This window comes from Herbaspirillum sp. BH-1 (assembly GCF_002870055.1).
Classification (GTDB): domain Bacteria; phylum Pseudomonadota; class Gammaproteobacteria; order Burkholderiales; family Burkholderiaceae_D; genus Herbaspirillum; species Herbaspirillum frisingense.
In genome coordinates this window covers 131,453-156,803 of the sequence record NZ_PKOI01000007.1, presented here as the reverse complement: position 1 = coordinate 156,803, position 25,351 = coordinate 131,453, and the positions used below count along the sequence as shown (strand labels likewise).

General features: G+C 63.5%; 24 protein-coding genes. 13 read left to right on the top strand and 11 right to left on the bottom strand.

Features of this window, described 5'->3' with window-relative positions; all coding sequences use genetic code 11:
* Positions 1-201: 201 nt before the first annotated feature.
* The gene (gene aceA, locus HBH1_RS11960; RefSeq protein WP_102662934.1) at positions 202-1,506 is read left to right on the top strand and encodes an isocitrate lyase; all 1,305 of its coding nucleotides are present in this window, start codon (positions 202-204) and stop codon (positions 1,504-1,506) included.
* A 163-nt stretch (positions 1,507-1,669) separates the two neighbouring features.
* Here the strand turns inward: aceA and HBH1_RS11955 are convergent, their stop codons facing one another.
* Genes HBH1_RS11955 through modA form a run of 3 tightly spaced genes read right to left on the bottom strand, consistent with a single transcriptional unit; the run spans position 1,670 to position 3,839 of the window.
* Positions 1,670-2,338 (bottom strand): sulfate/molybdate ABC transporter ATP-binding protein, encoded by a 669-nt coding sequence (locus HBH1_RS11955; RefSeq protein ID WP_102662933.1) that lies wholly within the window; start codon positions 2,336-2,338, stop codon positions 1,670-1,672.
* A gap of 39 nt (positions 2,339-2,377) precedes the next feature.
* Positions 2,378-3,052 carry a molybdate ABC transporter permease subunit gene (gene modB, locus HBH1_RS11950; protein ID WP_006462603.1) on the bottom strand — a complete coding sequence of 225 codons (675 nt, stop codon included), beginning with the start codon at positions 3,050-3,052 and terminating at the stop codon, positions 2,378-2,380.
* 16 nt (positions 3,053-3,068) lie between these two features.
* Positions 3,069-3,839, bottom strand: a complete 771-nt coding sequence (modA, locus tag HBH1_RS11945; RefSeq protein ID WP_102662932.1) for a molybdate ABC transporter substrate-binding protein — start codon at positions 3,837-3,839, stop codon at positions 3,069-3,071.
* Between the two features lie 128 nt (positions 3,840-3,967).
* On the opposite strand from modA, the gene HBH1_RS11940 reads away from it, so the two are divergent.
* The 4 genes from HBH1_RS11940 to HBH1_RS11925 all read left to right on the top strand — a co-directional run bounded on the left by HBH1_RS11940 (position 3,968) and on the right by HBH1_RS11925 (position 8,743).
* Positions 3,968-4,369 (top strand): winged helix-turn-helix domain-containing protein, encoded by a 402-nt coding sequence (locus tag HBH1_RS11940; protein WP_102662931.1) that lies wholly within the window; start codon positions 3,968-3,970, stop codon positions 4,367-4,369.
* On the top strand, positions 4,362-6,098 hold the full coding sequence (locus HBH1_RS11935; protein ID WP_102662930.1) for a ClcB-like voltage-gated chloride channel protein: 1,737 nt from the start codon (positions 4,362-4,364) through the stop codon (positions 6,096-6,098). The genes HBH1_RS11940 and HBH1_RS11935 overlap by 8 nt, the downstream gene beginning before the upstream one ends.
* Positions 6,099-6,343: 245 nt before the next feature.
* Positions 6,344-7,231 (top strand): 23S rRNA (adenine(2030)-N(6))-methyltransferase RlmJ, encoded by an 888-nt coding sequence (locus tag HBH1_RS11930; RefSeq protein ID WP_006462599.1) that lies wholly within the window; start codon positions 6,344-6,346, stop codon positions 7,229-7,231.
* Between the two features lie 147 nt (positions 7,232-7,378).
* Positions 7,379-8,743: an EAL and HDOD domain-containing protein gene (locus tag HBH1_RS11925; RefSeq protein ID WP_102662929.1), complete on the top strand. Its 1,365-nt coding sequence runs from the start codon at positions 7,379-7,381 to the stop codon at positions 8,741-8,743.
* A gap of 106 nt (positions 8,744-8,849) precedes the next feature.
* Here the strand turns inward: HBH1_RS11925 and HBH1_RS11920 are convergent, their stop codons facing one another.
* The gene (locus HBH1_RS11920) at positions 8,850-9,488 is read right to left on the bottom strand and encodes a hypothetical protein (RefSeq protein WP_102662928.1); all 639 of its coding nucleotides are present in this window, start codon (positions 9,486-9,488) and stop codon (positions 8,850-8,852) included.
* Between the two features lie 7 nt (positions 9,489-9,495).
* Positions 9,496-10,383, bottom strand: coding sequence for a methylglyoxal synthase (locus HBH1_RS11915; RefSeq protein WP_102662927.1), 888 nt, complete (start codon positions 10,381-10,383; stop codon positions 9,496-9,498).
* Positions 10,384-10,604: 221 nt separating this feature from the next.
* Here HBH1_RS11915 and greB point away from each other — a divergent pair, with 221 nt between their 5' ends.
* The gene (greB, locus tag HBH1_RS11910; RefSeq protein WP_006462595.1) at positions 10,605-11,168 is read left to right on the top strand and encodes a transcription elongation factor GreB; all 564 of its coding nucleotides are present in this window, start codon (positions 10,605-10,607) and stop codon (positions 11,166-11,168) included.
* 123 nt (positions 11,169-11,291) lie between these two features.
* On the top strand, positions 11,292-12,632 hold the full coding sequence (locus HBH1_RS11905) for a DUF3422 family protein (RefSeq protein ID WP_102662926.1): 1,341 nt from the start codon (positions 11,292-11,294) through the stop codon (positions 12,630-12,632).
* A 95-nt stretch (positions 12,633-12,727) separates the two neighbouring features.
* On the opposite strand, the gene HBH1_RS11900 is transcribed toward HBH1_RS11905, so the two are convergent.
* Positions 12,728-13,336, bottom strand: coding sequence for an FMN-dependent NADH-azoreductase (locus tag HBH1_RS11900; RefSeq protein WP_102662925.1), 609 nt, complete (start codon positions 13,334-13,336; stop codon positions 12,728-12,730).
* A gap of 171 nt (positions 13,337-13,507) precedes the next feature.
* Between HBH1_RS11900 and HBH1_RS11895 the strand changes: the two genes are divergently transcribed.
* A complete protein-coding gene (locus HBH1_RS11895; protein WP_102662924.1) occupies positions 13,508-14,479 on the top strand; it encodes a LysR family transcriptional regulator in 972 nt (323 codons plus the stop codon).
* Between the two features lie 91 nt (positions 14,480-14,570).
* On the opposite strand, the gene HBH1_RS11890 is transcribed toward HBH1_RS11895, so the two are convergent.
* From HBH1_RS11890 to HBH1_RS25090, 5 genes are all read right to left on the bottom strand, one after another.
* Entirely contained in the window at positions 14,571-16,835 is a 2,265-nt protein-coding gene (locus HBH1_RS11890; RefSeq protein ID WP_006462591.1) for a RelA/SpoT family protein, read from the bottom strand.
* A gap of 35 nt (positions 16,836-16,870) precedes the next feature.
* Positions 16,871-17,074, bottom strand: coding sequence for a DNA-directed RNA polymerase subunit omega (gene rpoZ, locus HBH1_RS11885; protein WP_006462590.1), 204 nt, complete (start codon positions 17,072-17,074; stop codon positions 16,871-16,873).
* 59 nt (positions 17,075-17,133) lie between these two features.
* Positions 17,134-17,772 carry a guanylate kinase gene (gene gmk / locus HBH1_RS11880; protein ID WP_102662923.1) on the bottom strand — a complete coding sequence of 213 codons (639 nt, stop codon included), beginning with the start codon at positions 17,770-17,772 and terminating at the stop codon, positions 17,134-17,136.
* Between the two features lie 82 nt (positions 17,773-17,854).
* Positions 17,855-18,769 (bottom strand): YicC/YloC family endoribonuclease, encoded by a 915-nt coding sequence (locus HBH1_RS11875; protein ID WP_102662922.1) that lies wholly within the window; start codon positions 18,767-18,769, stop codon positions 17,855-17,857.
* A gap of 122 nt (positions 18,770-18,891) precedes the next feature.
* A complete protein-coding gene (locus HBH1_RS25090; RefSeq protein ID WP_158243294.1) occupies positions 18,892-19,068 on the bottom strand; it encodes a hypothetical protein in 177 nt (58 codons plus the stop codon).
* Between the two features lie 56 nt (positions 19,069-19,124).
* Between HBH1_RS25090 and rph the strand changes: the two genes are divergently transcribed.
* The 5 genes from rph to HBH1_RS11850 all read left to right on the top strand — a co-directional run bounded on the left by rph (position 19,125) and on the right by HBH1_RS11850 (position 25,274).
* On the top strand, positions 19,125-19,853 hold the full coding sequence (gene rph / locus HBH1_RS11870; RefSeq protein WP_006462587.1) for a ribonuclease PH: 729 nt from the start codon (positions 19,125-19,127) through the stop codon (positions 19,851-19,853).
* Between the two features lie 156 nt (positions 19,854-20,009).
* Positions 20,010-20,600 (top strand): RdgB/HAM1 family non-canonical purine NTP pyrophosphatase, encoded by a 591-nt coding sequence (gene rdgB, locus HBH1_RS11865; RefSeq protein ID WP_102662921.1) that lies wholly within the window; start codon positions 20,010-20,012, stop codon positions 20,598-20,600.
* A complete protein-coding gene (gene hemW / locus HBH1_RS11860; protein WP_102662920.1) occupies positions 20,597-21,841 on the top strand; it encodes a radical SAM family heme chaperone HemW in 1,245 nt (414 codons plus the stop codon). Before rdgB ends, hemW begins: the two co-directional genes overlap by 4 nt.
* A gap of 140 nt (positions 21,842-21,981) precedes the next feature.
* Entirely contained in the window at positions 21,982-23,181 is a 1,200-nt protein-coding gene (locus tag HBH1_RS11855) for an EAL and HDOD domain-containing protein (protein WP_102662919.1), read from the top strand.
* A gap of 5 nt (positions 23,182-23,186) precedes the next feature.
* The gene (locus HBH1_RS11850; RefSeq protein ID WP_006462583.1) at positions 23,187-25,274 is read left to right on the top strand and encodes a putative bifunctional diguanylate cyclase/phosphodiesterase; all 2,088 of its coding nucleotides are present in this window, start codon (positions 23,187-23,189) and stop codon (positions 25,272-25,274) included.
* Positions 25,275-25,351: the final 77 nt, after the last annotated feature.

Sequence of the window (25,351 nt, the reverse complement as noted above, 5' to 3'; positions counted from 1 at the left end):
AATGGCCTTTTCATTCTCCGGATTTTCGTTCCGCATCGCAAAATCGTGATCGTAAGCCATTGAATTTATTGGTATAAAAATTTTACAGATATCTTATATAAGACATTGTTGCTCTGCTCCCGCAGGCCTACTATGAAGTCATGGAATTCGCGATTTCATCCAGTTTCTAGCCACTTCATCATTGACCAAAAGGAGATCCACATGAGCACACGTGAACAGCAAATCCAGGCCCTGGAACGCGACTGGGCAGAGAACCCGCGCTGGAAGGGCATCAAGCGCAACTACAGCGCCGCCGATGTGGTCCGCCTGCGTGGTTCGCTGCAGATCGAGCACACCCTGGCCAAGCGCGGTGCCGACAAGCTGTGGAACCTGGTGCACAACGAGCCCTTCGTCAACGCCCTGGGCGCACTGACCGGCAATCAGGCCATGCAGCAGGTCAAGGCCGGCCTGAAGGCGATCTACCTGTCCGGCTGGCAAGTGGCCGGCGACGCCAACCTGGCCGGTGAAATGTATCCCGACCAGTCCCTGTATCCGGCCAACTCGGTGCCAATGGTGGTCAAGCGCATCAACAATACCTTCGCCCGCGCCGACCAGATCCAGTGGTCCGAAGGCCGTGACGACATCGACTTCTTCGCGCCCATCGTGGCCGATGCGGAAGCCGGTTTCGGTGGCGTGTTGAATGCCTTCGAACTGATGAAGTCGATGATCGAGGCCGGTGCGGCCGGCGTGCACTTCGAAGACCAGCTGGCCTCGGTGAAGAAGTGTGGCCACATGGGCGGCAAGGTGCTGGTGCCGACCCGCGAAGCCTGCGAAAAGCTCAATGCAGCACGCCTGGCGGCTGACGTGATGGGCACCAAGACCCTGGTGATCGCCCGTACCGATGCCGAAGCGGCCGACCTCTTGACCTCGGACGTGGATGCCAACGACAAGGCCTTCCTCTCTGGTGAGCGCACTGTCGAAGGCTTCTTCAAGACGCACCCGGGCATCGACCAGGCGATCTCGCGTGGCCTGGCCTATGCGGAATATGCCGACATGGTCTGGTGCGAAACCGGCAAGCCCGATCTGGCCTTCGCCAAGACCTTCGCCGAAGCCATCCACGCCAAGTTCCCGGGCAAGCTGCTGGCCTACAACTGCTCGCCGTCCTTCAACTGGAAGAAGAACCTGGACGACGCCACCATCGCCAAGTTCCAGCGCGAGCTGGGCGCCATGGGCTACAAGTTCCAGTTCATCACGCTGGCTGGTTTCCATGCGCTGAACTACTCGATGTTCAACCTGGCCCACGGCTATGCCCGCAACCAGATGTCGGCCTTCGTGGAGCTGCAGGAAGCCGAATTCGCCGCCGCCTCCAAGGGCTTCACTGCGGTCAAGCACCAGCGCGAAGTCGGTACCGGCTACTTCGACGCGGTGACCCAGGCGATCCAGCAGGGCCAGTCGTCCACCACTGCGCTGCATGGTTCGACCGAAGATGAACAATTCTTCGACGACAAGGCCAAGAAGGCGGCCTGATCCGCGCGTGCAATGGTTTGAGTGTGAATGTGTGATGTAGCGCCGGCCCGCATCCTTGCGCGGGCTGGCGGGGTGATCCCCGAACTTGCGACCGTACCTCAAAAGGGTGCGGTTTTTTTTCGTCTGTAGTTTTCGTCTGTAGTCTGGGCTGTCCCGGGAGGCGTCAAGCCGCCCGCAAGCGGCCGTCGCGCACTTCGAAGACCGTCTGGCCCAGGGCCTCGACATCGGCCGGATCGTGGGTGATCAGCAGCATCGGCACCTGCAGGCGGGTCTGCAGGTCGGCCAGTTCCTGGCGCATGCGCTGGCGCAGGGACAGGTCCAGGGCCGAGAAGGGCTCGTCCAGCAACAGCATGTCGGGCTCGGCCACCAGGGCGCGCGCCAGGGCCACCCGCTGGCGCTGGCCACCGGAGATCTGCGCCGGATGGCTGTGGGCGATGGCTTCCAGTTCGAAAGCCTGCAGCCACTTCATCACGGCCGGGTGCTGGGCCGGGCGGCGTGTGTTGAAGCTGCCCAGGGTCAGGCCGAAGGCGATGTTCTGCGCCACCGTCAGGTGCGGGAAGAGGGCGTAGTCCTGGAACAGGTAGGCCACATTGCGCTCCTGCACGCGCAGGTCGATACCTTGCGCGGCGTCGAACAGCACCCGGCCATGCACGCGGATATGGCCGCTGTCGGGACGCATCAGGCCTGCAATGGCCTTGAGCGTGAGGCTCTTGCCCGAGCCGGAGGGACCGTAGAGCACGATGCGCTGGCTGTCGGAAGCCAGGGCGATATCGAGCTCGAAGACACGATCAGCGGCACGCAGTTGTTTCTGGATCTGGAGGTCGATGCTCACGGCAGGCAGGGACAGGTAAAAGGGATCAACCGCGACAGTCTAGCGAATCTGCAGCTGCGAGCGGTCCGGCACCAGTCGTCCGGCCAGCATCAGCAACACCACGCAGGTGATCGAGGTAATCACCACCAGCAAGGTGGCTGCGCCGTCGTCGCCGGCCTGGACTGCCTCGTAGATGGCCACCGACAGGGTCTGCGTGCGGCCCGGCAGGTTGCCCGCCACCATCAGGGTGGCGCCGAATTCACCGAGGGCGCGGGCAAATGCCAGCAGCACACCAGCGGTGATGCCGCGCGTAGCCAGCGGCAGGCTGACGCGAAAGAACACGCCGGCCTCGGAGACGCCCAGCACGCGGGCCGCGTTTTCCAGTTGATGGTCCACGCTCTCGAAGGCGGCCCGGGCCGCTTTCAATACCAGCGGGAAGGCCACCACGGTGGAGGCCAGTACCGCGCCTTGCCAGGTGAAGACCAGTTGGATGCCCAGGCTCTCCAGCCAGGCGCCGAAGGTGCCACGGCGGCCGAACAAGACCAGCAGGTAATAGCCCAATACGGTAGGCGGCAGCACCAGGGGCAGGGTCAGGACCGAATCGATGAAGTCACGCAGCGGCGAGCGCCAGCGCGACAGCCCATAGGCGGCGGCCACGCCCAGGACCAGATTGAGCAGGGTTGCCAGTCCCGCGACCTTCAGCGACAGCAGCAACGGCGTCCAGACCGGATGCATCAGGCGACCTTGGGGTTCAGGGCTTCAGGAAGCCGTAGCGCGCCAGGACGGTCTGCCCGTTCGGCGAGAGCACGTAGGCCACGAACTGCGCGGCCAGTTCCTGTTGCCGGCTGCCGGAGGTGATGGCGATGGGATAGGTGGCCGGCGTGTCTGAAGGAATGCGGATGGCCACCTTGACCTTGTCCGGCATCACTGCGGCATCGGTGGCGAAGACGAAGCCGGCATCGACTTCGCCACGGGCCACGTAATCCAGGCTGGTGCGCACGTTCTCGGCCATCACCCCCTTGGCCTGGACCTGCGACCACAGGCCGGCCTGTTCCAGCGCGCCCTTGGTGTAGCGGCCGAAGGGCACCGATGCCGGGTTGCCGAGGGCGATGCGCTGATAGTCCGGCCGGGTCAGGTCGGCCAGCGTGGCCGGCTGGTGCCGGGCGTCATGCGGCACGATGACCACGATCTGGTTGGCGGCGAAGTTCTTGCGGGTGGCCGGGTTGACGGCCTTTTCCGCCACCGCCTTGTCCATGGCGGTCTGGTCGGCGGAGGCAAATACGTCAGCCGGGGCGCCGCGCACGATCTGTTGCATCAGTACGTCCGAGGCACCGAAGTTGCTGATGACCTTCACACCGGGATGCTGTTGTTCGAAGGACTGTGCCAGCTCCTTGAAGGCATTGGTCAGGCTGGCGGCTGCGGACACCACGAGATCGGTGGCCTGGGCGGCGCCGGCGGAGAACACCAGCGTGGCGGCGAAGGCGGCGCCGATGGCGGCCTTGAGACGGGTTTTCTTCAGCATCGGCAATCCTGGAAATGAGAACAAGGGAGCAGGGCGGGTGAGTGGCGAAATATACGTAAGGATATAACGAACGTCAACCGCCCGCTCTGCATTGGCCGCACGTACAAGGCCCTTGTACAATCACGCGCATGAATGATGCCAAGACCTTGAGAGTGCGCGTGATGCAGGGCCAGACCATTGCCTTCGGGCCGGGCAAGGCCGATCTGCTGCAGGCGATCGCACAGACCGGATCGATCTCCGGCGCGGCCCGGGAGATGGACATGTCCTATCGGCGTGCCTGGCTGCTGGTGGAGGAAATGAACCGCTGCTTCGCCAGCCCGCTGGTGGCCACTGCGACCGGCGGCGCCCGTGGCGGTGGTGCGGCGGTGACCGAGCTGGGGCAGGAGGTGCTGGCACGCTACCGTCGCATGCAGAAGAAGGCGGCGGCCAGCATTGCGGGCGAATTGCGGCAGTTGCAGGCGTTGATGCGGCCGGCCGACGAGCAAATAGCGGAAGACCAGAGGCAAGGGCAGGACAGCGACCATGCATGAACTCTGGATCAAGTACCGGCTGCGGGTACTGAATGCCTGTCGTGTGTCCGAAAGCCATTCCATGCTGCTGTGGGGCGCGCTGGCCGGTTTCGTCGGCGCCCTGGCCACCATCGCCTTTCGCGAATGCATCGCGCTGCTGCAGATATGGCTGACCGGACATGACGGGAGCTTCGTCGACATCGCCAAGGGCTTGCCCTGGCATGTGCGTATCCTGCTGCCGACCTGCGGCGGCGTGATTGCCGGCCTGTTCCTGGTCTGGGCCAAGCGTACCCCGGCCGGCAATGGCGGCGACTACATGGAGGCGGTGGCCATCGGCGATGGCGCCATTCCGGTGCGCAATACGCTCTTGCGCAGCATCTCCTCGCTGGCGTCGATTGCTTCCGGTGGCTCCATCGGCCGCGAAGGTCCGATGGTGCAGTTGTCGGCCCTGTGCGCGTCGCTGGTGGGCAAGTTCTCGCACTTTCCTTCTTCGCGCTTGCGGCTGCTGGTGGCCTGCGGGGCGGCGGCCGGCATCACCTCGGCCTATAACGCGCCGATTGCAGGGGCTTTCTTCATCACCGAGATCGTGCTCGGTTCGCTGGTCATGGAGAGCTTCGGCCCGGTGGTGGTGGCCTCCGTGGTGGCCAACATCACCATGCGCGAATTGCCGGGTTACCGGGCGGCCTACGAAATGCCGTACTTCCCCGAGATCGGTGGCTGGGAAGTGCTGCTGTTCCTGGTGCTGGGCGTGCTGGCCGGCATCCTGGCACCGCAGTTCCTGCGCGTGCTGGAGCTGGGCAAGCAGGGCTTCGGCAAGTTCCGCCTGCCGCTGCCGGTGCGGCTGGGCGTGGGTGGACTCTTGGTCGGACTGATCTCCATCGAGGTGCCCGAGGTCTGGGGCAATGGCTACAGCCTGGTCAATTCGCTGCTGCATACGACCTGGCTGTGGCAGGCGGTGTTGATGGTGCTGGTGATCAAGGTCCTGGCCACGGCCATCACGGTCGGCTCGGGGGCGGTCGGGGGGATCTTCACGCCTACGCTGTTCGTGGGGGCGGCGGTCGGCTATCTGTTCGGCGATACGGCCCAGGCTTTGCTGCCGTTCCACATGTCGCAACCCTTCGCCTATGCGATGGTGGGCATGGGGGCGTTCCTGGCGGCGGCGTCCTATGCGCCGTTGATGGCGATCCTGATGATCTTCGAGATGACCTTGAGCTACCAGGTGGTGCTGCCGCTGATGCTGTCCTGCGTGGTCGCCTATGTGGTGGCGCGCAGCACGGACGGCCGCTCGATGTACGAGATCACCCTGAAACGCCATCGCGACAACGAAGAACGCCTGCGGCTGCGCGGCACCCACATGCGCGCCCTGATCCGGCCGGCCGAGACCGTGCTGCAGGAACAGGCCAGCCTGGAAGAGATCAGTGCCCTGTTCCTGAAGTACCCGGTGAAGTACGTCTACATCGTGGACGAACAGCAGCGTTACCTTGGGGTGGTGGCGTTGCAGGACATCACTTCCTGGCTGCTGGACAAGAAGGAAGCGGCAGGCCGGGTAGCTCGCGATTTCCTGCGGCCGCATTTCCTGCACGAGGTGACGCCCGACATGTCCCTGGGCGAGGCCTTGCAACTGTTCCTTGACCATCAGGGTGAGCGCCTGCCGGTAATCGCCAGCGCCGAAGACCCGCGCCTGCTGGGGGTGGTCTTCAAGACCTCCCTGCTGGATGCGTATTTCCGGCTGGACCGTGCCGGTAACTAAGGGCGTCGCGCGCACTGCCGGGTGCCGGACTCGCATCCCGGGCCGGCGCCGGGGCCAGCGGCCGGGCCGCATCACCCGGCGCTGCGGGCATGTCTTCTTTGTAACAATGGCGGATTAGTCCGACAACTGCTCACGTATCCTTGATAAAATGCATGAGCTTTTCCTCTTTTCGGTGGCCCACCCAGTGACCCGCGTCGGTCCGTGCCGCCACCCGCTATCAACCCCATCCAAGAAGTGAATTTTCCATGCTGAGTTATCGCCACGCTTTTCACGCCGGCAACCACGCCGATGTCCTGAAGCACATGGTGATCATCCAGTTGATGCGCTATCTCGGGCAGAAAGAGACTGCCTACATGGTCATCGACACCCATGCCGGCGCGGGCGTCTACGCGCTGGATGGAGATTACGCCAGCAAGAACGCCGAATATGAAACCGGCATCGCCAAGCTGTGGGACCGCAAGGACCTGCCAGCGGCGGTGCAGGAATACGTCGATGTGGTCAAGTCGCTCAACCCGAGCGGCAAGATGCGCTATTACCCCGGTTCTCCCTATTGCGCCGAGAAGATCATGCGCGAGCAGGATCGCTTGCGTCTGTTCGAATTGCATCCCAGCGAAGTGAAGGTGCTGACGGATAATTTCCGCAAGCTGGAGGCGCATGCCGCCGCCCAGGGCCAGCGTCCGGCAGCGCGCGGCAAGCGCGTGATGGTGCATCGGGGCGATGGCTTCGACGCCCTGAAGGCGCTCTTGCCGCCGCCCTCGCGTCGTGCCCTGGTGCTGATCGACCCGCCCTACGAAGACAAGCGTGACTACAGCCACGTAGCCCAGGTGCTCACGGATGCGCTCACGCGTTTTCCGGGTGGCACCTATGCCGTGTGGTATCCGGTCCTGCATCGCAATGAATCGCGCCAGTTGCCCGAGCGCTTGAAGCGCCTGGGTGCCAAGAGCTGGCTCAATGTCACGCTGGCCATCCACGGCCCGGCACCGGATGGCTTTGGCCTGCATAACAGCGGCATGTTCATCCTCAATCCGCCGTGGACGCTGGAAGCCACGCTGAAGGAAGTCATGCCCTACCTGATCGAGGTGCTGGGCGTGGATGACAGCGCGGAATATGTTCTGGAGTCGGGAGAACTCTGATGACGGGGGCTCCTGGCGTTGTGAATATTTGTGATTTTGTCGTCGAGGGTAGTCTCGCTGTCGCCGATATCGTGAGAAATCGGCTTACAATAGTGAGATTGCCACACGTCAAGAATTGCAACGCGAGGGGTTAGTAAAAGAACAACCATGTCAGACCAGTCCGCCGACCCATCCGCCTTGCCCCCGCACGCGCAACACCCTCATCACGCCCTGGATTTCTTCCTGGCCCGTCAGCCCATCCTGAGCCGCGAGCAGGACCTGATCGGCTACGAACTGCTGTTTCGCAGTGCGGCCTTTGGTCCGGCCAACGTCAAGGATGACGTGACGGCGACGGCGGCGGTGATTGCCCATGCCTCCGAGCTGGGCTTGTCCAATGTGATCGGTAACCTGCATGGCTTCATCAATGTCGATGCGGCCGTGCTGATGAGCGACTTCATCTATTTCCTGCCCTCCGACAAGGTGGTGCTGGAAATCCTGGAGACGGTACGCGTGACACCGGAACTGGTGGCGCGCGTGCGCGAGCTGACCAAGGCCGGTTATGTGTTCGCGCTGGATGACGTGGTGGCCGAGTCGGAAGAGATCGAAGAACTGCTGCCGCTGGTGAAGATCATCAAGATCGACGTGATGGAAGTCGATCCCAGCAAGCTGCTCAAGCTGTCGGTGCACTTCAAGCGCGCCCAGAAAGAGCTGCTGGCCGAGAAGGTCGAGACCCTGCAGCAGTTCAATGACTGCATGACCTTCGGCTTCGATTACTTCCAGGGCTATTACTTCGCCAAGCCGATGATCCTCCAGGGCAAGAAGCTGGAGGCCTCGAAGATGATCATCATGCACCTGCTCACGCTGCTGGTGCGCAATGTCGACAATGCCGAGATCGTGCGCTTCATCAAGCGTGACGTGGCGCTGAGCCTGACCCTGCTGAGGCTGGTCAATACCCCGGTGTACGGCTTCCAGAAGTTCATCGATTCGCTGGGCCAGGCCCTGATCGTGCTGGGTCGCCGGCAGTTGAAGCGCTGGCTGCAGATCCTGCTCTTCGCCAATACCGAGAAGGACCGTGCCCACGCCATGTCGCCGCTGATGATCCTGGCGGCCACGCGCGGCAAGATGCTGGAACTCATTACGGTGAAGATCCGCCCGGGGCGCCGCAAGATGTCGGAGATGGCGTTCACGGTGGGCATCATGTCGCTGGTCGATGCCCTGTTCGGGATGAGCATGGAAACGGTGCTGCGCCAGATCACCGTCAGTACCGAGATCCGGGAGGCGCTGCTGCGTCGCAGCGGCTTCTACGGCCTGGCCTTGCGTCTGGTGGAGTGCACCGAGCAACGGGCGCCGGATCAGGCCGAGATGCAGTACCTGCTGGATGAACTGCAACTGTCGGCCGATGATTTCTTTGCCGCTGAAAAGCATGCCTTCGAGTGGGGCAACAGCATTTCCAACAACAATATCGGCCAGCATGCCACGATGCAGATGTCGCCGCCGCCGGACGGCTACATCGATGACGATGATGACGACTGATCCTGCCCGGCCCGGGTGGCGATGAATCTGCAAACAAGACTGCTACGGCGGCCTTGTTTCATTTGCGCTCGACTTTTTGCAGCATTCTCTGCAACGGTTTTCAACACTAGCGGCTGCGCATGCGGGCCACCAGCTTGCGCAGCAGGCGCATCAGGCGCGCCAGCGGGGAGCGCGGCGACCGGGCCATGCGCGCCCGCACAAGCGACTTCACATCTGCCACACGTTGCCTGCACAACTGTACTAGCCGCTTTGCCTGTTGCCAGCCTGCAGTGGCCTGCAGCTGCGCGGTCAGCCTGGCCTTCACCGCGAGCAACTGATCGTGGTAGCGCTGGAACCAGGCCAGTGACAGCAGGCTGCGGCGCGTCAGGGCATAGATGCGCGCGACCAGCGCGGTCCCCAATACCTTGGCCGCGAGCACGATGGCCAGGCCCAGCGTCGGATGCCCGTGCGTGATCGAGAGCAGCGCCAGCAGCTTGACCGGCAGCAGCAGCAGGGTAGGTGCCAGGAAGATCAGCAGCGCCACATAGGGCGGGCGCCGTTCCACCCAGTGTTGCAGCCGCACCAGCCAGGGCCAGTCGGGAATGCGCGCCAGCAGCGCCTGGGTGGCGTCCCATAGCCATTCTTCCAGCATCAGCAGCAGGGCCGCGGTATAGATCAGCGGCGCCAGCAGCCGGCGGCGCCAGCGCCCCGGGCGCTGCGGAGGCACGGAGTGGGGCGGCGGTGTCGGCGGTGGGGATGCGGTCATGCGGACTTCAGAGTGCGCGCGCCTTGATCAGGGACAGCCAGCGGTCGCCCCATTTGACATCGCTCATGCAGGAGGCATAGCCGGTCACGGTGCGGGCGGCCCGTTCCAGCAACTGGATGTCGGCTTCGTGCTGGCGCGCCACATGCGGGTCTTCCAGGAACAGCACGCGACGGCACTGGCGCTCCAGGATCAGTTCGGCAATCTGCGCGTCGCCGCCCAGCGGGCCGGACAGGAAGGGGCGCACCCAGTTGCGGCCGGCATCTCCCTTGATCTTCATGGCCAGCTGGTTGAGCAGGCCGCCGGTGGTGCCGGTGGCGCAGCGGAAGGCGAAGCGGTCCAGCACCTCGAAGTGCTTCTCGGCCAGTTCCAGCATGCGCGACTTCATGGCGTCGTGGGCGATCAGGGCGATGCCTTCCTGCTCCAGGTGGAAGCGCTCATCCAGGAAGCTGTCCGGCGCGGCACCATTGGCGATGGCTTCCAGTTCGAACCACTCCTGGGCGCCGGCCAGCGTCGACAGGAAGGGCTTGCCATGGATGACGCACTGGCGCTTCAGGGCCACCGCCTCGGGGAAGGTGGAGGAGGGGTCGACCGGATCGACCAGATAGATCACGGCGTCCAGCGTGCGCTCGGGGTCGGGATCGACCGTGCGCGAGACCAGCTTCATCAGGCCACCTTGCCGACCGTAGGGGAAACGCACCAGATGCGGGTAGCCGGGCAGCAGGTTCATCTGGCCGATGGCGTCGAGCGTGCGGCCGACCACGATCAGTTCGGGTTGCAGGCTTTCGATGCGATGGCCTGAGCCGGTGAGCAACTGCACCAGGGCGGAATCGGTAGCGTCCTGATGAGCGCGGTTGGCGATGAGACCGATACGATAGCGAGGGGCGATGGAGGACATGAGGTCGCGGAAGCAGTGGAGTGGTAAGCCTGTGACCAGGCGGGAAGGCAGATTATCGCCGAGTGCGGGCCAAAGGGCGAGCCTTGCCGTTGCCGGACAGGGTCGCGGGCCGGGCGCACGCCCAGCACACTGATGCAAGGATTAATCGTCCCAACTGTACCGTTGCGAGCCCACGCATGCGGCTACAATAAGAACGAACCTGCATACCCATCCATTCGCACATGAACAAGGCATTTGTAAAAGAATCCGACGGCGCCGACGACGATGACGAGATCGCCTTGCCGGCCATCCCGGCCGGGGCCAAGAACTACATGACGCCCCAGGGCCATCAGCGCATCAAGGATGAGCTGCTGCACCTGATCGACGAGGAGCGTCCGGAGGTGGTGCGCGTGGTCTCCTGGGCCGCCTCCAATGGCGACCGCTCCGAGAACGGTGACTATCTCTACGGCAAGAAGCGCCTGCGCGAGATCGACCGGCGCATCCGCTTCCTCACCAAGCGGCTGGACAATGCCGAGGTGGTCGATCCCTCGGTGCATCACGGCAGCGACCAGATCTTCTTCGGAGCCACGGTGCATTACGAAAACCAGCGCGGCGAAGAACATACGGTGACCATCGTCGGCATCGACGAGCTCGATCCGCTCAAGGGCCGCATCAGCTGGATTTCGCCCGTGGCGCGGGCGCTGACCAAGGCGCGCGAAGGGGATGAGGTGGTGCTGCAGACTCCTTCGGGCGTGGAGCAGCTGACCATCCTCGATGTCACCTATCCGCCGCCGCAGCCGCAGTAGGCGCGCCGGCTCACCACCCGTTTTCGCCGCGGCCCGGCCTGACTTGCAGGCCGGCCGGCGGTTAGTCTGTCGCCGACAAGCGCGACCGGCGCACAGCATTGCAATCATCCACGAGAAAGTCCCATGTCCATCGTTTTTGCCAGCCTGAACCACCCGCAGCGCGTCGTCCTGGCTGCCGAGGTGCATTCGCGCCCCTTCCTGCAGCTGACACGTTCGGAAACGCTCACCCACCTGGCCGTCTATGTGCGCGAAGAAGGCAATGGCGGTCGCCATGCCAGCGCCCAGCATGCGCTGCTGGATGACCTGTGCGCCCATTTCGGCGTGGTCGCCCCGGGTGGCGAGGCCAAGCACTTCTATCACGACTTCGGCCGCTTCCGGCTGAAGTGGGAGTGCCACACCGAGTTCGCCACCTATACCTTCGCCCAGGCCCATGAGGAGCCGCTCTCCACCGACCAGGCCTTCGCCCGCGCGCCGCTGGCGCACATCCCCCAGCAGTGGCAGCTCTCGCTCAAGGGCAAGCTGATGGTGGCCGCGCATGTGGTGGTGGAGCCCGGTGACGATGACCCGGCTGCGACCGCACGCCAGATGCAGCGCATCTTCGAAGGCAAGCTGATGAGTTCCAGCAAGGTCTTGCAGGGCGGGGAAATCTGGACCGATTTCCAGATCCAGTCGGATGGATTTTCGCGTTTCGTGGTGCGCGACATCGGCCTGCGCGAGCTGCAAGGCGGGCGCCTGGCCCAGCGCATCCTGGAAATCGAGACCTATCGCATGATGGCCTTGCTGGGCTTGCCGCACGCCCAGCAATCCGGCCCGCTGCTCAACCAGATCGAGGGCGACCTGGCGGCGCTGACGGCGGCCATGGTGCAATCCGAGCAGTCCACCGCCGGCACGCCGGAGGAACAGGCCGAAGATGAGCGCGTGCTGCGCAAGATCACCGGTCTGGCGGCACGCATCGAAAAGCTCTCGCTGGAGAACAGCTACCGCTTCTCGGCCTCGCAGGCCTATTTCCGGCTGGTGCAGGCGCGCATCGAGGAATTGCGCGAGCAGCGCATCGAAGGCGTGCCAACCATCGGTGAATTCATGGAGCGTCGGCTGGCGCCGGCCATGAACACCTGCCAGGCCATCGCCCGCCGCCAGGAAGCCCTGGCCGAGCGCATCGCCCATACCAACGACCTCTTGCGTACCCGGATCGGCATCGTGCAGGAGCGCCAGAACCGTCAGATCCTGGAATCCATGAATGCCCGCGCCGCCCAGCAACTGAAGCTGCAGCAGGCGGTGGAGGGCCTGTCGGTGGCAGCCATCTCGTATTACGTGATCGGTCTGCTGGGGTATGCCGGCAAGGCGGCCAAGGCGGCGGGCCTGCCCATCAATCCGGACCTGGCCACCGGCCTGGTGGTGCCGGTGGTGGCGGCCTGCGTCTGGCTGGGCTTGCGGCGCATGCACAAGGGGCTGGGCAGCCACTGAGCCTGACACGGAACACGGCAAACGGGGCGCACCGCTGTTGGCGGTGCGCCCCGTTCACATGGGCAGCGCGAGAGCGGGCAAGCCCGCTGGCGCGATCAGACGGTGGCGTTGATCTTCGCTTCGGCGCCGGCGACGGCTTGCTTGGCGGCCTCTTCACCCATGGAGACGCCTTCGGCGATCACCAGTTCGACATCGGTGATGCCGATGAAGCCCAGGGCGCCCTTGAGGTACTTGCCCTGGAAGTCCAGTGCTTCCATCGGACCTTCGGAATACTTGCCGCCACGGGACAGGATGATGACGGCCTTCTTGCCGGTGACCAGGCCGACCGGGCCGGTTTCGCCGTACTTGAAGGTGCGGCCGGCGCGGAAGACGTGGTCGATCCAGGCCTTCAGGGTCGAGGGCGGTGCGAAGTTGTACATCGGCACGCCGATGACGATGGTGTCGGCGGCCAGCAGCTCATCGACCAGGGCGTCGGATTGCTTGATCACGTCGGCTTGCTCGGCGCTGCGGGCATCGGCCGGGGTGAAATAGGCTCCCATCAAGGATTCGCTCAGGTGCGGCAGGGTGTTGGCGGCCAGGTCGCGATGAACGACCTTGCCGCCGGGGTTCTTGGCCTGCCATTGCTGGGCGAAGGAGGCGGTCAGCTGGCGCGAGATGGAACCGCCGGTACGGGCGCTGGAGTCGATATGCAGCAGGGTGCTCATGGTCATTCCTTTACATTGTTCGGTTGGCATCGCCTCGACAGGAAGGCGTTTGCATTGGGATGAACAATACCCAGTTTTCATTTCCTCCAATAGATGCGAGAATCGCATTTCACTGATCCAGTTTTGGAAGTAATGGGATCGAGACGGACATAGAGGAAGAAGGCCATCGCCATGCTAGACCTGAACGACATCTGGCTGTTCGTGCATGTGGTGCGTGCCGGCAGCTTTGCCGCCGCCGGCCGCAAGCTGTCCATGCCACCCAATACCATCAGCCGGCGCCTGCAGACCCTGGAGGCCAACATGGGCGTGCGCCTGCTGCAACGCTCCACGCGTCAGCTCAACATGACTGCGGCGGGTCGGGAATTCTTCGAACGCTGCGCGCCCGGCCTGGAAGACATCGAACACGCCAGCGTCAGCCTGACCGAGAGCCAGGGCGAGCCGACCGGTAGCCTGCGGGTGGCGGCGCCGGTGGATTTCTTCGACAATTTTTCGATCGAGTGGATGCATGAGTTCATGCATCTCTATCCCAAGGTGCAGCTGGAGTTCGTGCTCAACGATGGCCGCGCCGACCTGATTGCCGAGGGCATCGATCTGGCCTTCCGCGGCGGGGTATTGCCCGATTCCAGCCTGGTGGCCAGAAAACTGGTGCAAAGCCATCTGGCGCTCATTGCCAGCCCGCGTTACCTGGAGCGGCAGGGTACGCCGCAGGCCCTGGCGGACCTGGTCGCCCACGCCTGTCTGGCGACCTCGCAGGCGCCCCAGCACACGGTCTGGAAGCTGGAGGGGCCACATGGTCCCGAGAGTGTGCGGGTGGTGCCGCGCCTGTGCGTCAATACCGCCCAGGGCCAGCTGCGGGCCGCGCGGGCCGGGCTAGGGATTGCCTTGTTGCCGACCATGCTGGCCTCGGAAGACCTGCGCAATGGCACCCTGGTGAACATCCTGCCGGATTACCAGCGCGACACCATGGGCTTCTATGCGGTCTATGTGCACCGCCGCCAGTTGCCCAGTGCAGTCAGTGCCCTCATCGAATTCTTCGCCGACAAGCTGGAACGTGGCATCGCCGACAAGGGCGCGCAGGCCTGCCAGCGCCTTCTGGAAGCAGAAGCGCAGGTCGGCCTGGTGCAGGAGAAGGCGGTCGCCTGAGTGGCCCTGGATGTTCACCCGAAGGCCCCAAATGAAGAACGCCCGCGATTGCGGGCGTTCTTCATGGCGTCATCTCATGGCATCACCGGCATCAGCCCCGGTCGCGCAGGATACGCGCGACGCTGTCGATCTTGCGGATGCCGCGCATGATGCGCGCCAGGTGGACCCGGTCCTCGACCTGGATGGTGAAGCGCAGGTATTTCATCGAGGCATTGCCACCTTCGTCGTCCATGGCCACCGAGACGATATTGGCGTCCGATTCGCCGATCTCGGCCGCGATGCGCGCCAGCGTGCCGCGCTCGTTGTGGATCAGGATGGTGATGCGGCAATCGAAGCGGCGGTTCAGGTCGTGGCCCCAGACCAGCTCGATCCAGCGTTCCGGTTCCTTCTCGTGCAGGCGCTTGGCGGTCTCGCATTCCTGGGTATGCACGATCAGGGTCTGGTCCGGTCGCAGGTAGCCAGTCAGGCGGTCGCCCGGGATCGGCATGCAACAGGAGGACAACTGCGCCGATGCGCCTTCGCTGCCGGTGATGACCACCGGGTCGGGCTTGTTGGGCAGCATATGGCCTTCCGGATCCAGCTGCGGCACGCTCACCCCGGTATCCATCATGGTCATGATGTGACGTGCCACCAGCGGCGCCATGCGGGTGCCGATGCCGATCTCGGCATACAGGTCGTCCATGGTCTTAGCGCTGGATTCGTTGAGCAGGCGCTCGACGATGTGGGACGGCAGTTCCGGGTCGATACCCAGGGTGTGCAGGGCATTACCCAGCAGGCGCCGGCCGACCGCTTGCGACTCGACCTTGTTGGCCGTGCGCAGGCGATGGCGGATTGCCGAGCGGGCCTTGCCGGTGCGTACATAGCCCAGCCAGTTGGGGCTGGGGCGCGAGGTCGGCGAGGTGATGATCTCGACGATGTCGCCGTTGTGCAGCTCGGAACGCAGCGGCGCCGGTTCGTGATTGATGATGGCCGAGGTGGTCTGGTCGCCGATGTCGGTGTGGATGCTGTACGCAAAGTCCAGCGCCGTGGCGCCACGGGGCAGGGCGATGATCTTGGACTTGGGCGTGAAGACGTAGACCGAATCGGGGAACAGGTCGACCTTGACGTGTTCCAGGAACTCGGCCGAGTCGCCGGTCTGCTTCTGGATGTCCAGCAGCGATTGCAGCCACGCGTGGGTGCGCTGCTGCAGGTCAGTCAGGCTGCCCTCGTCATCCTTGTACAGCCAGTGCGCGGCCACGCCGGACTCGGCCACGCGGTGCATTTCGGTGGTGCGGATCTGGAACTCGACCGGCGTGCCGTAGGGGCCGATCAGGGTGGTATGCAGCGACTGGTAGCCATTCAGCTTGGGAATGGCGATGTAATCCTTGAACTTGCCCGGCATGGGCTTGAACAGCGAGTGCAGGGTGCCCAGCGCCACATAGCAGTTGGCAAAGCTGTCCACCACCACCCGGAAACCATAGACGTCCAGCACCTGCGAAAACGTCAGGTGCTTGTTGCGCATCTTGCGGTAGATGCCGTAGAGGGTCTTTTCGCGGCCGTCGACCTGGGCCGGGATGCCGGCGGCGATCAGGGTCGAGGTGACCGATTCCATGATCTTGGTGACGACTTCCCGCCGGTTGCCGCGCGCAGCCTTGACGGCCTTGGAGAGCGTGCGGTGGCGCAGCGGGTAGAGGTGCGAGAAGGACAGTTCCTGCAGCTCGCGGTAGATGTTGTTCAGGCCCAGGCGGTGCGCGATGGGCACATAGACTTCCATGGTCTCGCGCGAGATGCGGCGCTTCTTCTCGGGCGGCATGGAGCCCAGCGTGCGCATGTTGTGCAGGCGGTCGGCCAGCTTGACCAGGATCACCCGCACGTCGCGGGCCATGGCCAGCAGCATCTTGCGGAAGTTCTCGGCCTGCGCCTCGACCTGGCTCTGGAATTCGATCTTGTCCAGCTTGGACAAGCCATCCACCAGGGAGGCCACGGAGGCGCCGAAGCGTTCGATCAGCTCTTCCTTCTTGACGCCCTGGTCTTCCATCACATCGTGCAGGAAGGCCGCCATCATGGCCTGGGCGTCCAGTTTCCATTCGGCACAGATCTCGGCCACCGCCAGCGGGTGCGAGATGTAGGGTTCGCCCGACTTGCGCATCTGGCCCAGGTGCATCTCATCGGCGAAGCGATAGGCTTCCTTGACCTTCTTCAGTTCGGAAGGGGTCAGGTACTCTTCGAGCTTGGGGATCAGATGCGCAAAAGTCGCCACGCCGCTGTGGGCAGCGGCGGGGGCGACTTCGTTGGGAGGTGCGGTGCGACCGGAACCGGTGGCACGTTTGGGGCTAGGAGCGGCTGATAAGGTGGAGTCGGTAGTGGTGAGGCTCATACTTGTCCGTTATCAGCTTCATGGACGGACCAGGATCAGGCCGGAACCTTCTTCAGCATTTCCACGCCGACCTTGCCCGCTGCGATTTCACGCAGGGCGGTCACGGTCGGCTTGTCCTTGGCTTCCACCTTGGGGGTGTGGCCTTGCAGCAGCTGGCGGGCGCGGTAGGTGGCCGACAGGGTCAACTGGAAACGGTTGGGGATCTGCTTGAGGCAATCTTCGATGGTGATGCGGGCCATGTAAAACTCCTGAATGACGGTCTTGCGTGTGGATGGATCGGTCCGGCGCCCTGACAGGCTCAGCTCGCGTGGATGCCCAGCTGTGTGAACAGGTAGGCGTTGCGGGCGGCTTGTTGCGGGAATCGGCAGCGGGCTGCCTGGACAATGGCCGTCAACTCGGATAAAGCGACGGCAAACTCTTGATTGATAATAACATATTCGAACTCCGGGGAGTGCGCGATTTCGCCGCCAGCAGCCAGGATGCGGCGGGTGATGACGTGCGGTTCGTCCTGTCCGCGCTTCTTCAGACGCTCTTCCAGCGCCGCGATCGACGGCGGCAGGATGAAGATGCCGATGGCATTGGGAAACTGCTTCTTGACCTGCTGCGCGCCTTGCCAGTCGATTTCCAGCAGCACATCGGTGCCGTTGGCGATCTGGTCGGCGATCATCAGGCGCGAGGTGCCGTAGTAGTTGCCGTGGACTTCGGCCCATTCGAGGAATTCGCCCTCGGCCTGGCGCTTCAGGAAATCCTCCGCGTCCGTGAAATAGTATTCACGGCCGTGTTCTTCGCCCGGGCGCGGGGCGCGGGTGGTGTAGGAGATGGACAGCTTGATGGCCGGCTCCTGCTTCAACAGGGCGTTGACCAGGGTCGATTTGCCGGCGCCGGAGGGCGCAACCACCATGAAGAGGCTGCCGGAAGTGGGTTTTTGGACGGGCATGGGGTCCTCGCTGAAAATGTCGTGAATATCTTGAATATCGTGAATCTCTGCCCGACAGGTCGGGCAATGCTGGCGCCTGGGCTTACTCCAGATTCTGCACCTGCTCGCGCATCTGGTCGATCAGCAGCTTGAGCTCCATGGAAGCGTCGGCCAGTTCCTTGACGGCAGCCTTGGAGCCCACGGTGTTGGCCTCGCGGTTGAGTTCCTGCATCATGAAATCCAGACGCTTGCCGACCTGCCCACCCTTCTTCAGGATGTGGCGGGTTTCGCCCAAGTGGGCCGACAGGCGCGCCAGTTCTTCGGCGATGTCGATGCGGATGCCGTAGAGCGTCACTTCCTGGCGGATGCGTTCCAGCGATTCCTCACGGGTGGCCACCGGCGCGGCGCCGTTCTGCGTCTGCAGGGCCAGGCCCAGGGCTTCGGTCATGCGTTCGGTGGCCTTTTGCTGGAATTGCTCGACCAGTTGCGGCACCAGCGGGGTGATGCGGGCCACGATGGCTTCCATTGCGTCGACCCGCGCCAGGATCACCGCCTGCAGCGCCGCGCCTTCACGGGCACGGCTGTCGACGAAGGCGTCCAGGGTCTGTTGCAGGGTCGACAGGATGTCGGCCTGCAGGGTTTCCTGGCTGATCTCGGCTTCTTCCATGACACCCGGCCAGCGCAGCAGTTCGTTGACCGACAGCGGCGCTGCATCCGGGAATTGCGCACGCAGCTGGTCTTGCAGGTTGGCCAGTTGCGCCACCACATTGGTGTTGAGCGCCTGGCTGTTGCCGCTGGCCACCTTGCGGCCGAAGGACAGGCGGCATTCCACCTTGCCGCGCACCAGGCGGCCCATGATGGCCTCGCGCAGCATGGGTTCGACTGCGCGCAGGTCGTCGTTGATGCGGAATTGCAGGTCCAGGAAGCGCGAATTCACGCTCTTCATTTCCAGGGTGACCGTGCCGGCGGTGGTTTCACGGGTGGTGACGGCGTAGCCGGTCATGCTGTAGATGGTCAAGGTCGGGGCTCCATAAGCGGGCGCGGCGCCGGGTAGGGCGCGCTGACAGGTCGGGTTGCGGGCGGTGCGGGCAGTTGCGGGGCAAACTCGGCTGCTGCCGCGACGGCAGTCTTGCTGATCCATTACAATGCCGGACTTGAACGTTCCGGCAGCGCCTGTGCGGTCTGCCCGGGATGTCGCCCGGTCGGAGCCCGCATTTTAATGAAGATTGGCGGCGCCGCGCTATCAAAAACATCAAAATGAGCGGTTTTGGCGGTCATCGACCGGCCCGGCACCCGGTTGCCGCCGTCGATTTCCATCCACCCGCACCGCTACCTGCTTAGCCAAGACCCAACAAACCTAGACAAGGATCATCATGACAGCTTCCCATCGCCCCAGCGGCCGTAGCGTTTCGCAGTTGCGCGAGGTTCGCCTGACCCGCCAGTACACCAAGCATGCCGAAGGATCGGTGCTGATCGAGTTCGGTGACACCCGCGTACTGTGCACCGCCTCGATCGAAGAAAGGGTGCCGGGCTTCCTCAAGGGCAAGGGTCAAGGCTGGCTCACCGCTGAATACGGCATGCTGCCCCGTTCCACCCACACCCGCATGGACCGCGAAGCCGCCAAGGGCAAGCAGTCCGGCCGCACCCAGGAAATCCAGCGGCTGATCGGGCGCGCCCTGCGCGCCGCCTTCGATCTGGAGGCCTTCGGCGAGCGCACCCTGCAACTGGACTGCGACGTCCTGCAAGCCGATGGCGGTACCCGTACCGCGGCCATCACCGGCGCCATGGTGGCGGCCTACGATGCGTTCTCGGTGCTGCAGGGGCGTGGCCTGATCGAGACCATTCCGGTCAAGCAGTTCGTGGCGGCGATCTCGGTCGGTGTCTATCGCGGCGTGCCGGTGCTGGACCTGGATTACCTGGAGGATTCGGACTGCGATACCGACATGAACGTGGTCATGACCGATGCCGGCCACTTCGTCGAGGTGCAGGGTACGGCTGAAGGTGCGGCCTTCGACCGGGCCACCCTGAACAGCCTGCTGGACCTGGCCCAGCAAGGTATTGCCACCCTCAACGGTCTGCAGAAGCAGGCCCTGGGCCTGTAAGTCGATCAGCCCACCGGCCAGCGCTGCACCATCGGGCGGCCCGGGGCAAATCGCATTACAATGCGGCCTACACAAGACACAGGGGAAAACGCCATGTTGCAGCCAGGACATGGCGTTTTTCATTATTGCGACTCCTGCCACCCATTCGGACCAAGCATGCACACCAAGCAAAAGATCGTCATGGCGTCGAACAACGCCGGCAAACTGAAGGAATTCGCCAGCCTGCTGGGCGACATTGGCCTGGACGTGCGTCCACAGGGCGAGTTCAACGTCCCCGAAGCGGAAGAGCCTTTCGGTACCTTCGTCGAAAACGCCCTGACCAAGGCCCGCCATGCGGCGCGCCTGACCGGGCTGCCGGCACTGGCCGACGACTCCGGCGTCTGCGTCAATGCCCTGGGCGGGGCGCCCGGCGTCTATTCGGCGCGCTATGCCGGCGAACCCAAGTCCGACGCCAACAACAACGCCAAGCTCATCGCCGACCTGGCGGCCCATGCCGACAAGTCGGCCTATTACTACTGCGTGCTGGTCTATGTGCGCCATGCCGACGATCCGCAACCGGTCATCGCCGACGGCGTCTGGAAGGGCGAAATCATCGCCCAGGCGCGCGGGGAGGGCGGTTTTGGCTACGATCCGTATTTCCTCTTGCCTGAACTGGGCAAGACTGCAGCCGAGCTGAGCCACGCCGAGAAGAACGCCGTCTCCCATCGCGGCCAGGCCCTGCGCGCATTGATCGAGAAGTTGAAATGATCCCCATCAAACCGGTTCCGGCTGACATTCCCGCCGGCCAGGCCAGCGCCGGCCCGGCGCAGGCGGCGCTGGCTTTCCTCAAGCCCGGCAGCCTGCAACTGACGGCCTTGCCGCCGCTATCCCTGTATGTGCATTTTCCGTGGTGCGTGCGCAAGTGCCCGTATTGCGACTTCAATTCGCACGAGGTCAAGGGCAGCTTCCCCGAGCAGGATTATCTGGACGCGCTGCGCCTGGACCTGGAGCAGGCCCTGCCGCTGATCTGGGGCCGCAAGATCAATACCATCTTCATCGGGGGCGGCACGCCCAGCCTGCTGTCGGCGGCCGGTCTGGACCGCCTGTTGTCGGACCTGCGCACCTTGCTGCCTTTCGACGCCGACATCGAGATCACGATGGAGGCCAATCCCGGCACCTTCGAAGCCGACAAATTCCGCTCCTACCGGGAAAGTGGCATCAACCGGCTCTCCGTCGGCATCCAGAGCTTCAATGCGCAGCATCTGGAAGCACTGGGGCGTATCCATGACGGTGACCAGGCGCGCAAGGCGGTGGAGATCGCCCATGCCAATTTCGACAATTTCAATCTCGACCTGATGTATGCCTTGCCGCGCCAGACACTGGCCGAGGCGCAGGCCGACATCAGTACGGCACTCGCGTTTGCCCCGCCGCATCTGTCGCTCTACCACCTGACGCTGGAGCCCAACACGCTCTTTGCGCGTTTCCCGCCGGCAGTACCCGATGAGGATGCCAGTGCGGACATGCAGGACATGATCGCAACGCTGACCAGTGCTGACGGCTACGCCAATTACGAGGTCTCTGCCTATGCCCAACCGGGTCGGCGCGCCCGGCACAATCTTAACTATTGGCAATTCGGGGACTACCTGGGCATCGGTGCCGGCGCACATTCCAAGCTGTCCTTCCCGCATCGCATCGTGCGCCAGATGCGCTACAAGCATCCGCAGGCCTATCTGGAGCAGACCCGCGCCGGCCGGCCGATCCAGGAGGAGGCCGAAATCGGCCGCGACGCGCTGGGTTTCGAGTTCATGCTCAATGCCCTGCGCCTGACCGAGGGTTTTTCGCCCAACCTGTTCGCCGAGCGCACCGGGATGAGCCTGAACCAGGTCGGCAAGCAGCTCGACCTGGCCGAGCGAAAGGGCATGTTGTATCGCGATCACGCGGTGATCCGGCCCACCGATCTGGGGCGCCGTTTCCTGAATGACCTGCAGGAAATCTTCCTGTCAGGATAAAGCTGGTTGCAAGCTTGCTTTTATCGGGTATATTTAGAAAAAATTTAATTTTAATTAAGTATTCTGCTGGGAAACTTATTTAGAGTTTTTCGACACCCAAGAGCGTTTCGGCAGGCTACGGAGCGCGCCACGATAAAAATATGGCTGTTCAGGATAAAAGCGTTTCGTTTCCACTCGTGTTTTTGCAGCCCGTTGCCGACGTTCATCACGTCTGGACGGCGCTGTCGCTGCATATCTCGCCGGCGGTCGAAGACGGCAGCGCCTTGCTGTCGAGATTGTTCAACGAGTTCGACCTGCATGACGCCCTGGGTGGCCTGACCTGCATCATCCCGGTGCGCGACCCGGCGATCTTTGCGCCGGAGTTCAAGCACGAGATTCCCCAGGGCCAACTGGCACTGCGCGTGCCGGTCGAGCATTGCGTGGACCCCGGCAAGATCGATGCGCTGGACTGGCTCTACAGCCGCGGCTTTGCCATCATCGCTGACGGTTTGCCGGCGCAGGGGGCCAGCGTGTTTCCGTTCGTGGAATCGGTGGCGCTGGATGCCAGCATCGGCAACCTGCCCGAAACCACCCAGTGGCTGCACCGCCTGCGCGGACCCCACCTGGCCGAGAACGTGGCCGATGCCCTGCAGTTCGATAGCTGCCGGGTGGAGGGTTTCCGCTGGTTCTCGGGCGAATATGCCCTGCATCCCGACAGCCGCCTGTCGCAAAAGAATTCGATTTCCCGCGCGCGCCTGCTGAAGTTGCTGGAACTGGTGGCGCGCGACGCCGATGCCAATGAACTGGAATCCCTGCTCAAGCAGGACCCGGCGCTGTCCTACCAACTCTTCAAGCTGGTGAGTTCGGCCGCGTTCGGCTTCTCCGCCCACATCACCAATTTCACCCAGGCCATCAACCTGCTGGGGCGTCGTCAGTTGCAGCGCTGGTTGCAGCTGTTGCTATATGCGCGCTTCCCCGGCGACGAATCGGCCAATCCGCTGCTGCCACGGGCGGCAGCCCGTGCAGCCATGATGGAGGCGATGGCGCAGCGGGTGGAGTGCACGCCCGAGGAACTGGACCGGGCTTTCATCACCGGCATGTTCTCGCTGCTGGATATCCTCCTGGGCATGCCGCTCAACGACATCATCGAGCCCTTGAAGCTGCCGGTGGACATCTGCAATGCGCTGGTCTATCGCAGCGGCCGGCTGGGCAAGCTGCTGGACGTGGTGGAACGCTCCGAAGATGGCCGCATCCCCTTGCGTCATGTGGACCTGGACGCCGCCGGTCTGGACGCTGAGGTGTATTGCCGCTGTCTGATCCAGGCCTTCAGCTGGGCCACACGCGTCAGTACCGAGGCGTGATTACGATGATCTCCTCCGTGGGTAGTGACGATCTGGCATGCTGTTCGGCATTGCTGGACGCCATGCAAAACCTGCACGGCATGGCATTGCATGCCGCGCTGGGAGGAATCGCATCGGGTTTCCTCAAGCGCCCCGGCGGACGCTACGTGATCGGCATGCCGGCAGAGGCCGGTAACGGCCTATGCCAGCCGGTGGCGCATGAAGAGGCGCAGTTCGGCTATTTCGTTTTTCCTTCCCTGACGCGGCCCTATACCGAGCTCGAGCGCAACCGGCTGGCGATGCTGGGCGCCTTCCTTGGCCGCCTGATGCAACGCCGCGCCGAAACGGAGAAGCGGGCCCGCTCCCTGGATCAGATCGAAGCCAAGCTGGAACAGCAGGCGCAGATCCTGCACCAGATGCACGAATCGGTGATCACGATGGACCCGGCCGGCTTCATCACCAGCTGGAACCGTGGCGCTGAGCAATTGTTCGGCTATACCGCCCTGGAAGCCATCGGCCGCAACGTGCTCTTCCTCTACGAGGACGAGGAAGAAGAGGATTCGCTGCACGACGTATTCCTGGAGCAGGGTGGTCGCGAGATGGAGGTGCGGCGCCGCAAGAAGTCCGGGGAGGTATTCTGGGCCAGCCTTTCGCTGTCGGTCATGCGCGACCAGAGCGGGCATCCGATCGGCCTGATCGGCTACCTGAGCGACATCACCGAACGCAAGAACGCCGAAAAGCTGATTCATCACCTGGCCTACTACGACGCCCTGACCGGCTTGCCCAATCGCACGCTGCTTACCCGCACCGTGGATCAGGCGCTGATGGAAGCCCAGCATGAAAACATGCACGGTTGCGTCATGTTCATCGACCTGAACCGCTTCAAGCCGATCAACGACACCCTGGGTCACGTCGCCGGCGACATGCTGCTGGTGGAAGTGGCCATCCGCCTGCGCCGCGCCTTGCGCGAGCAGGACGTGGTGGCACGCCTGGGTGCCGACGAATTCGCGGTGGCCCTGTTCGATATCGACAAGGATTACCACCCCGGTTTCGTCGCCCAGAAGCTGCTGGCGGTGTTCGACGATCCCTTCTTCATCGATGGCCATGAATTGCGCGTGGGCGCCAGCATCGGCGTGAGCATGTACCCGGAGGATGCCAGCGACACCGAGACCCTGCTGCGCCTGGCCGACATCGCCATGTACCGCGCCAAGCAGGGCGGGGACAACAACGAAGGCGGCTACGTCTACTACAGCGAAGAGATGAACCGCAACACGCTGGACCTGTTGCGCATCGAGACCGGTCTGCTGCATGCCTTCGAATACAACGAACTGCTGTTGTACTACCAGCCCAAGGTGGACATGAACACCCTGGCCATCACCGGGGCCGAAGCACTGGTGCGCTGGCAGCATCCGGAGCGCGGCCTGCTGCTGCCGGGCGAGTTCATCCCCATTGCCGAGGAGACCGGCCTGATCGTCCAGCTCAGCGACTGGGTGCTGGATGCCGTGTGCCGGCAGGCGCGGGCCTGGAAGGAAGCCGGTATGGCGCCGATCCGCATCGCCCTGAACGTGACGGCGCGCGAATTCACCCGTTCGCTGCCCGACCGCGTGCGCGCTGCACTGAGCCGCCACATGCTCAGCGGCGACTGGCTGGAGCTGGAAATCACCGAGAGCATGCTGATGCATAGCACCGATCGCGTCATTTCCATCATGGAAAAGATCTGCAGCCTGGGTATCACGATCTCCCTGGACGATTTCGGGACTGGCTATTCCAGCCTGTCCTACCTGAAGCGTTTCCCCATCAATACCCTCAAGATCGACCGCTCCTTCACCATGGGCATCCCGGACGATACCAACGACTGTGCCATCGCCAGCGCCATCATCGGTATCGCCAAGCAATTGCGCCACAAGGTCATCGCCGAAGGGGTGGAAACCGAAAAGCAGTTCAACTTCCTGCGCGAAGCCGGTTGCAACGAGTTGCAGGGCTATATCTTCTCGCGACCGATTCCGGCCGTGGATTTCCATGCGATGCTGCTGGAAGGGCGTAAGCTCAAGGTGGCGCTCGATGCTGCCGATACGGGTGAGGGCAGCGAAACCGGCAACACGCCGCACGCCTGAGTCCGCGGTCAGGACGGCGACACCGGTCGTCATGCGGTCCTGCCGGCGTGTTGTAGAGCAATTCAGCTTTGATTTTC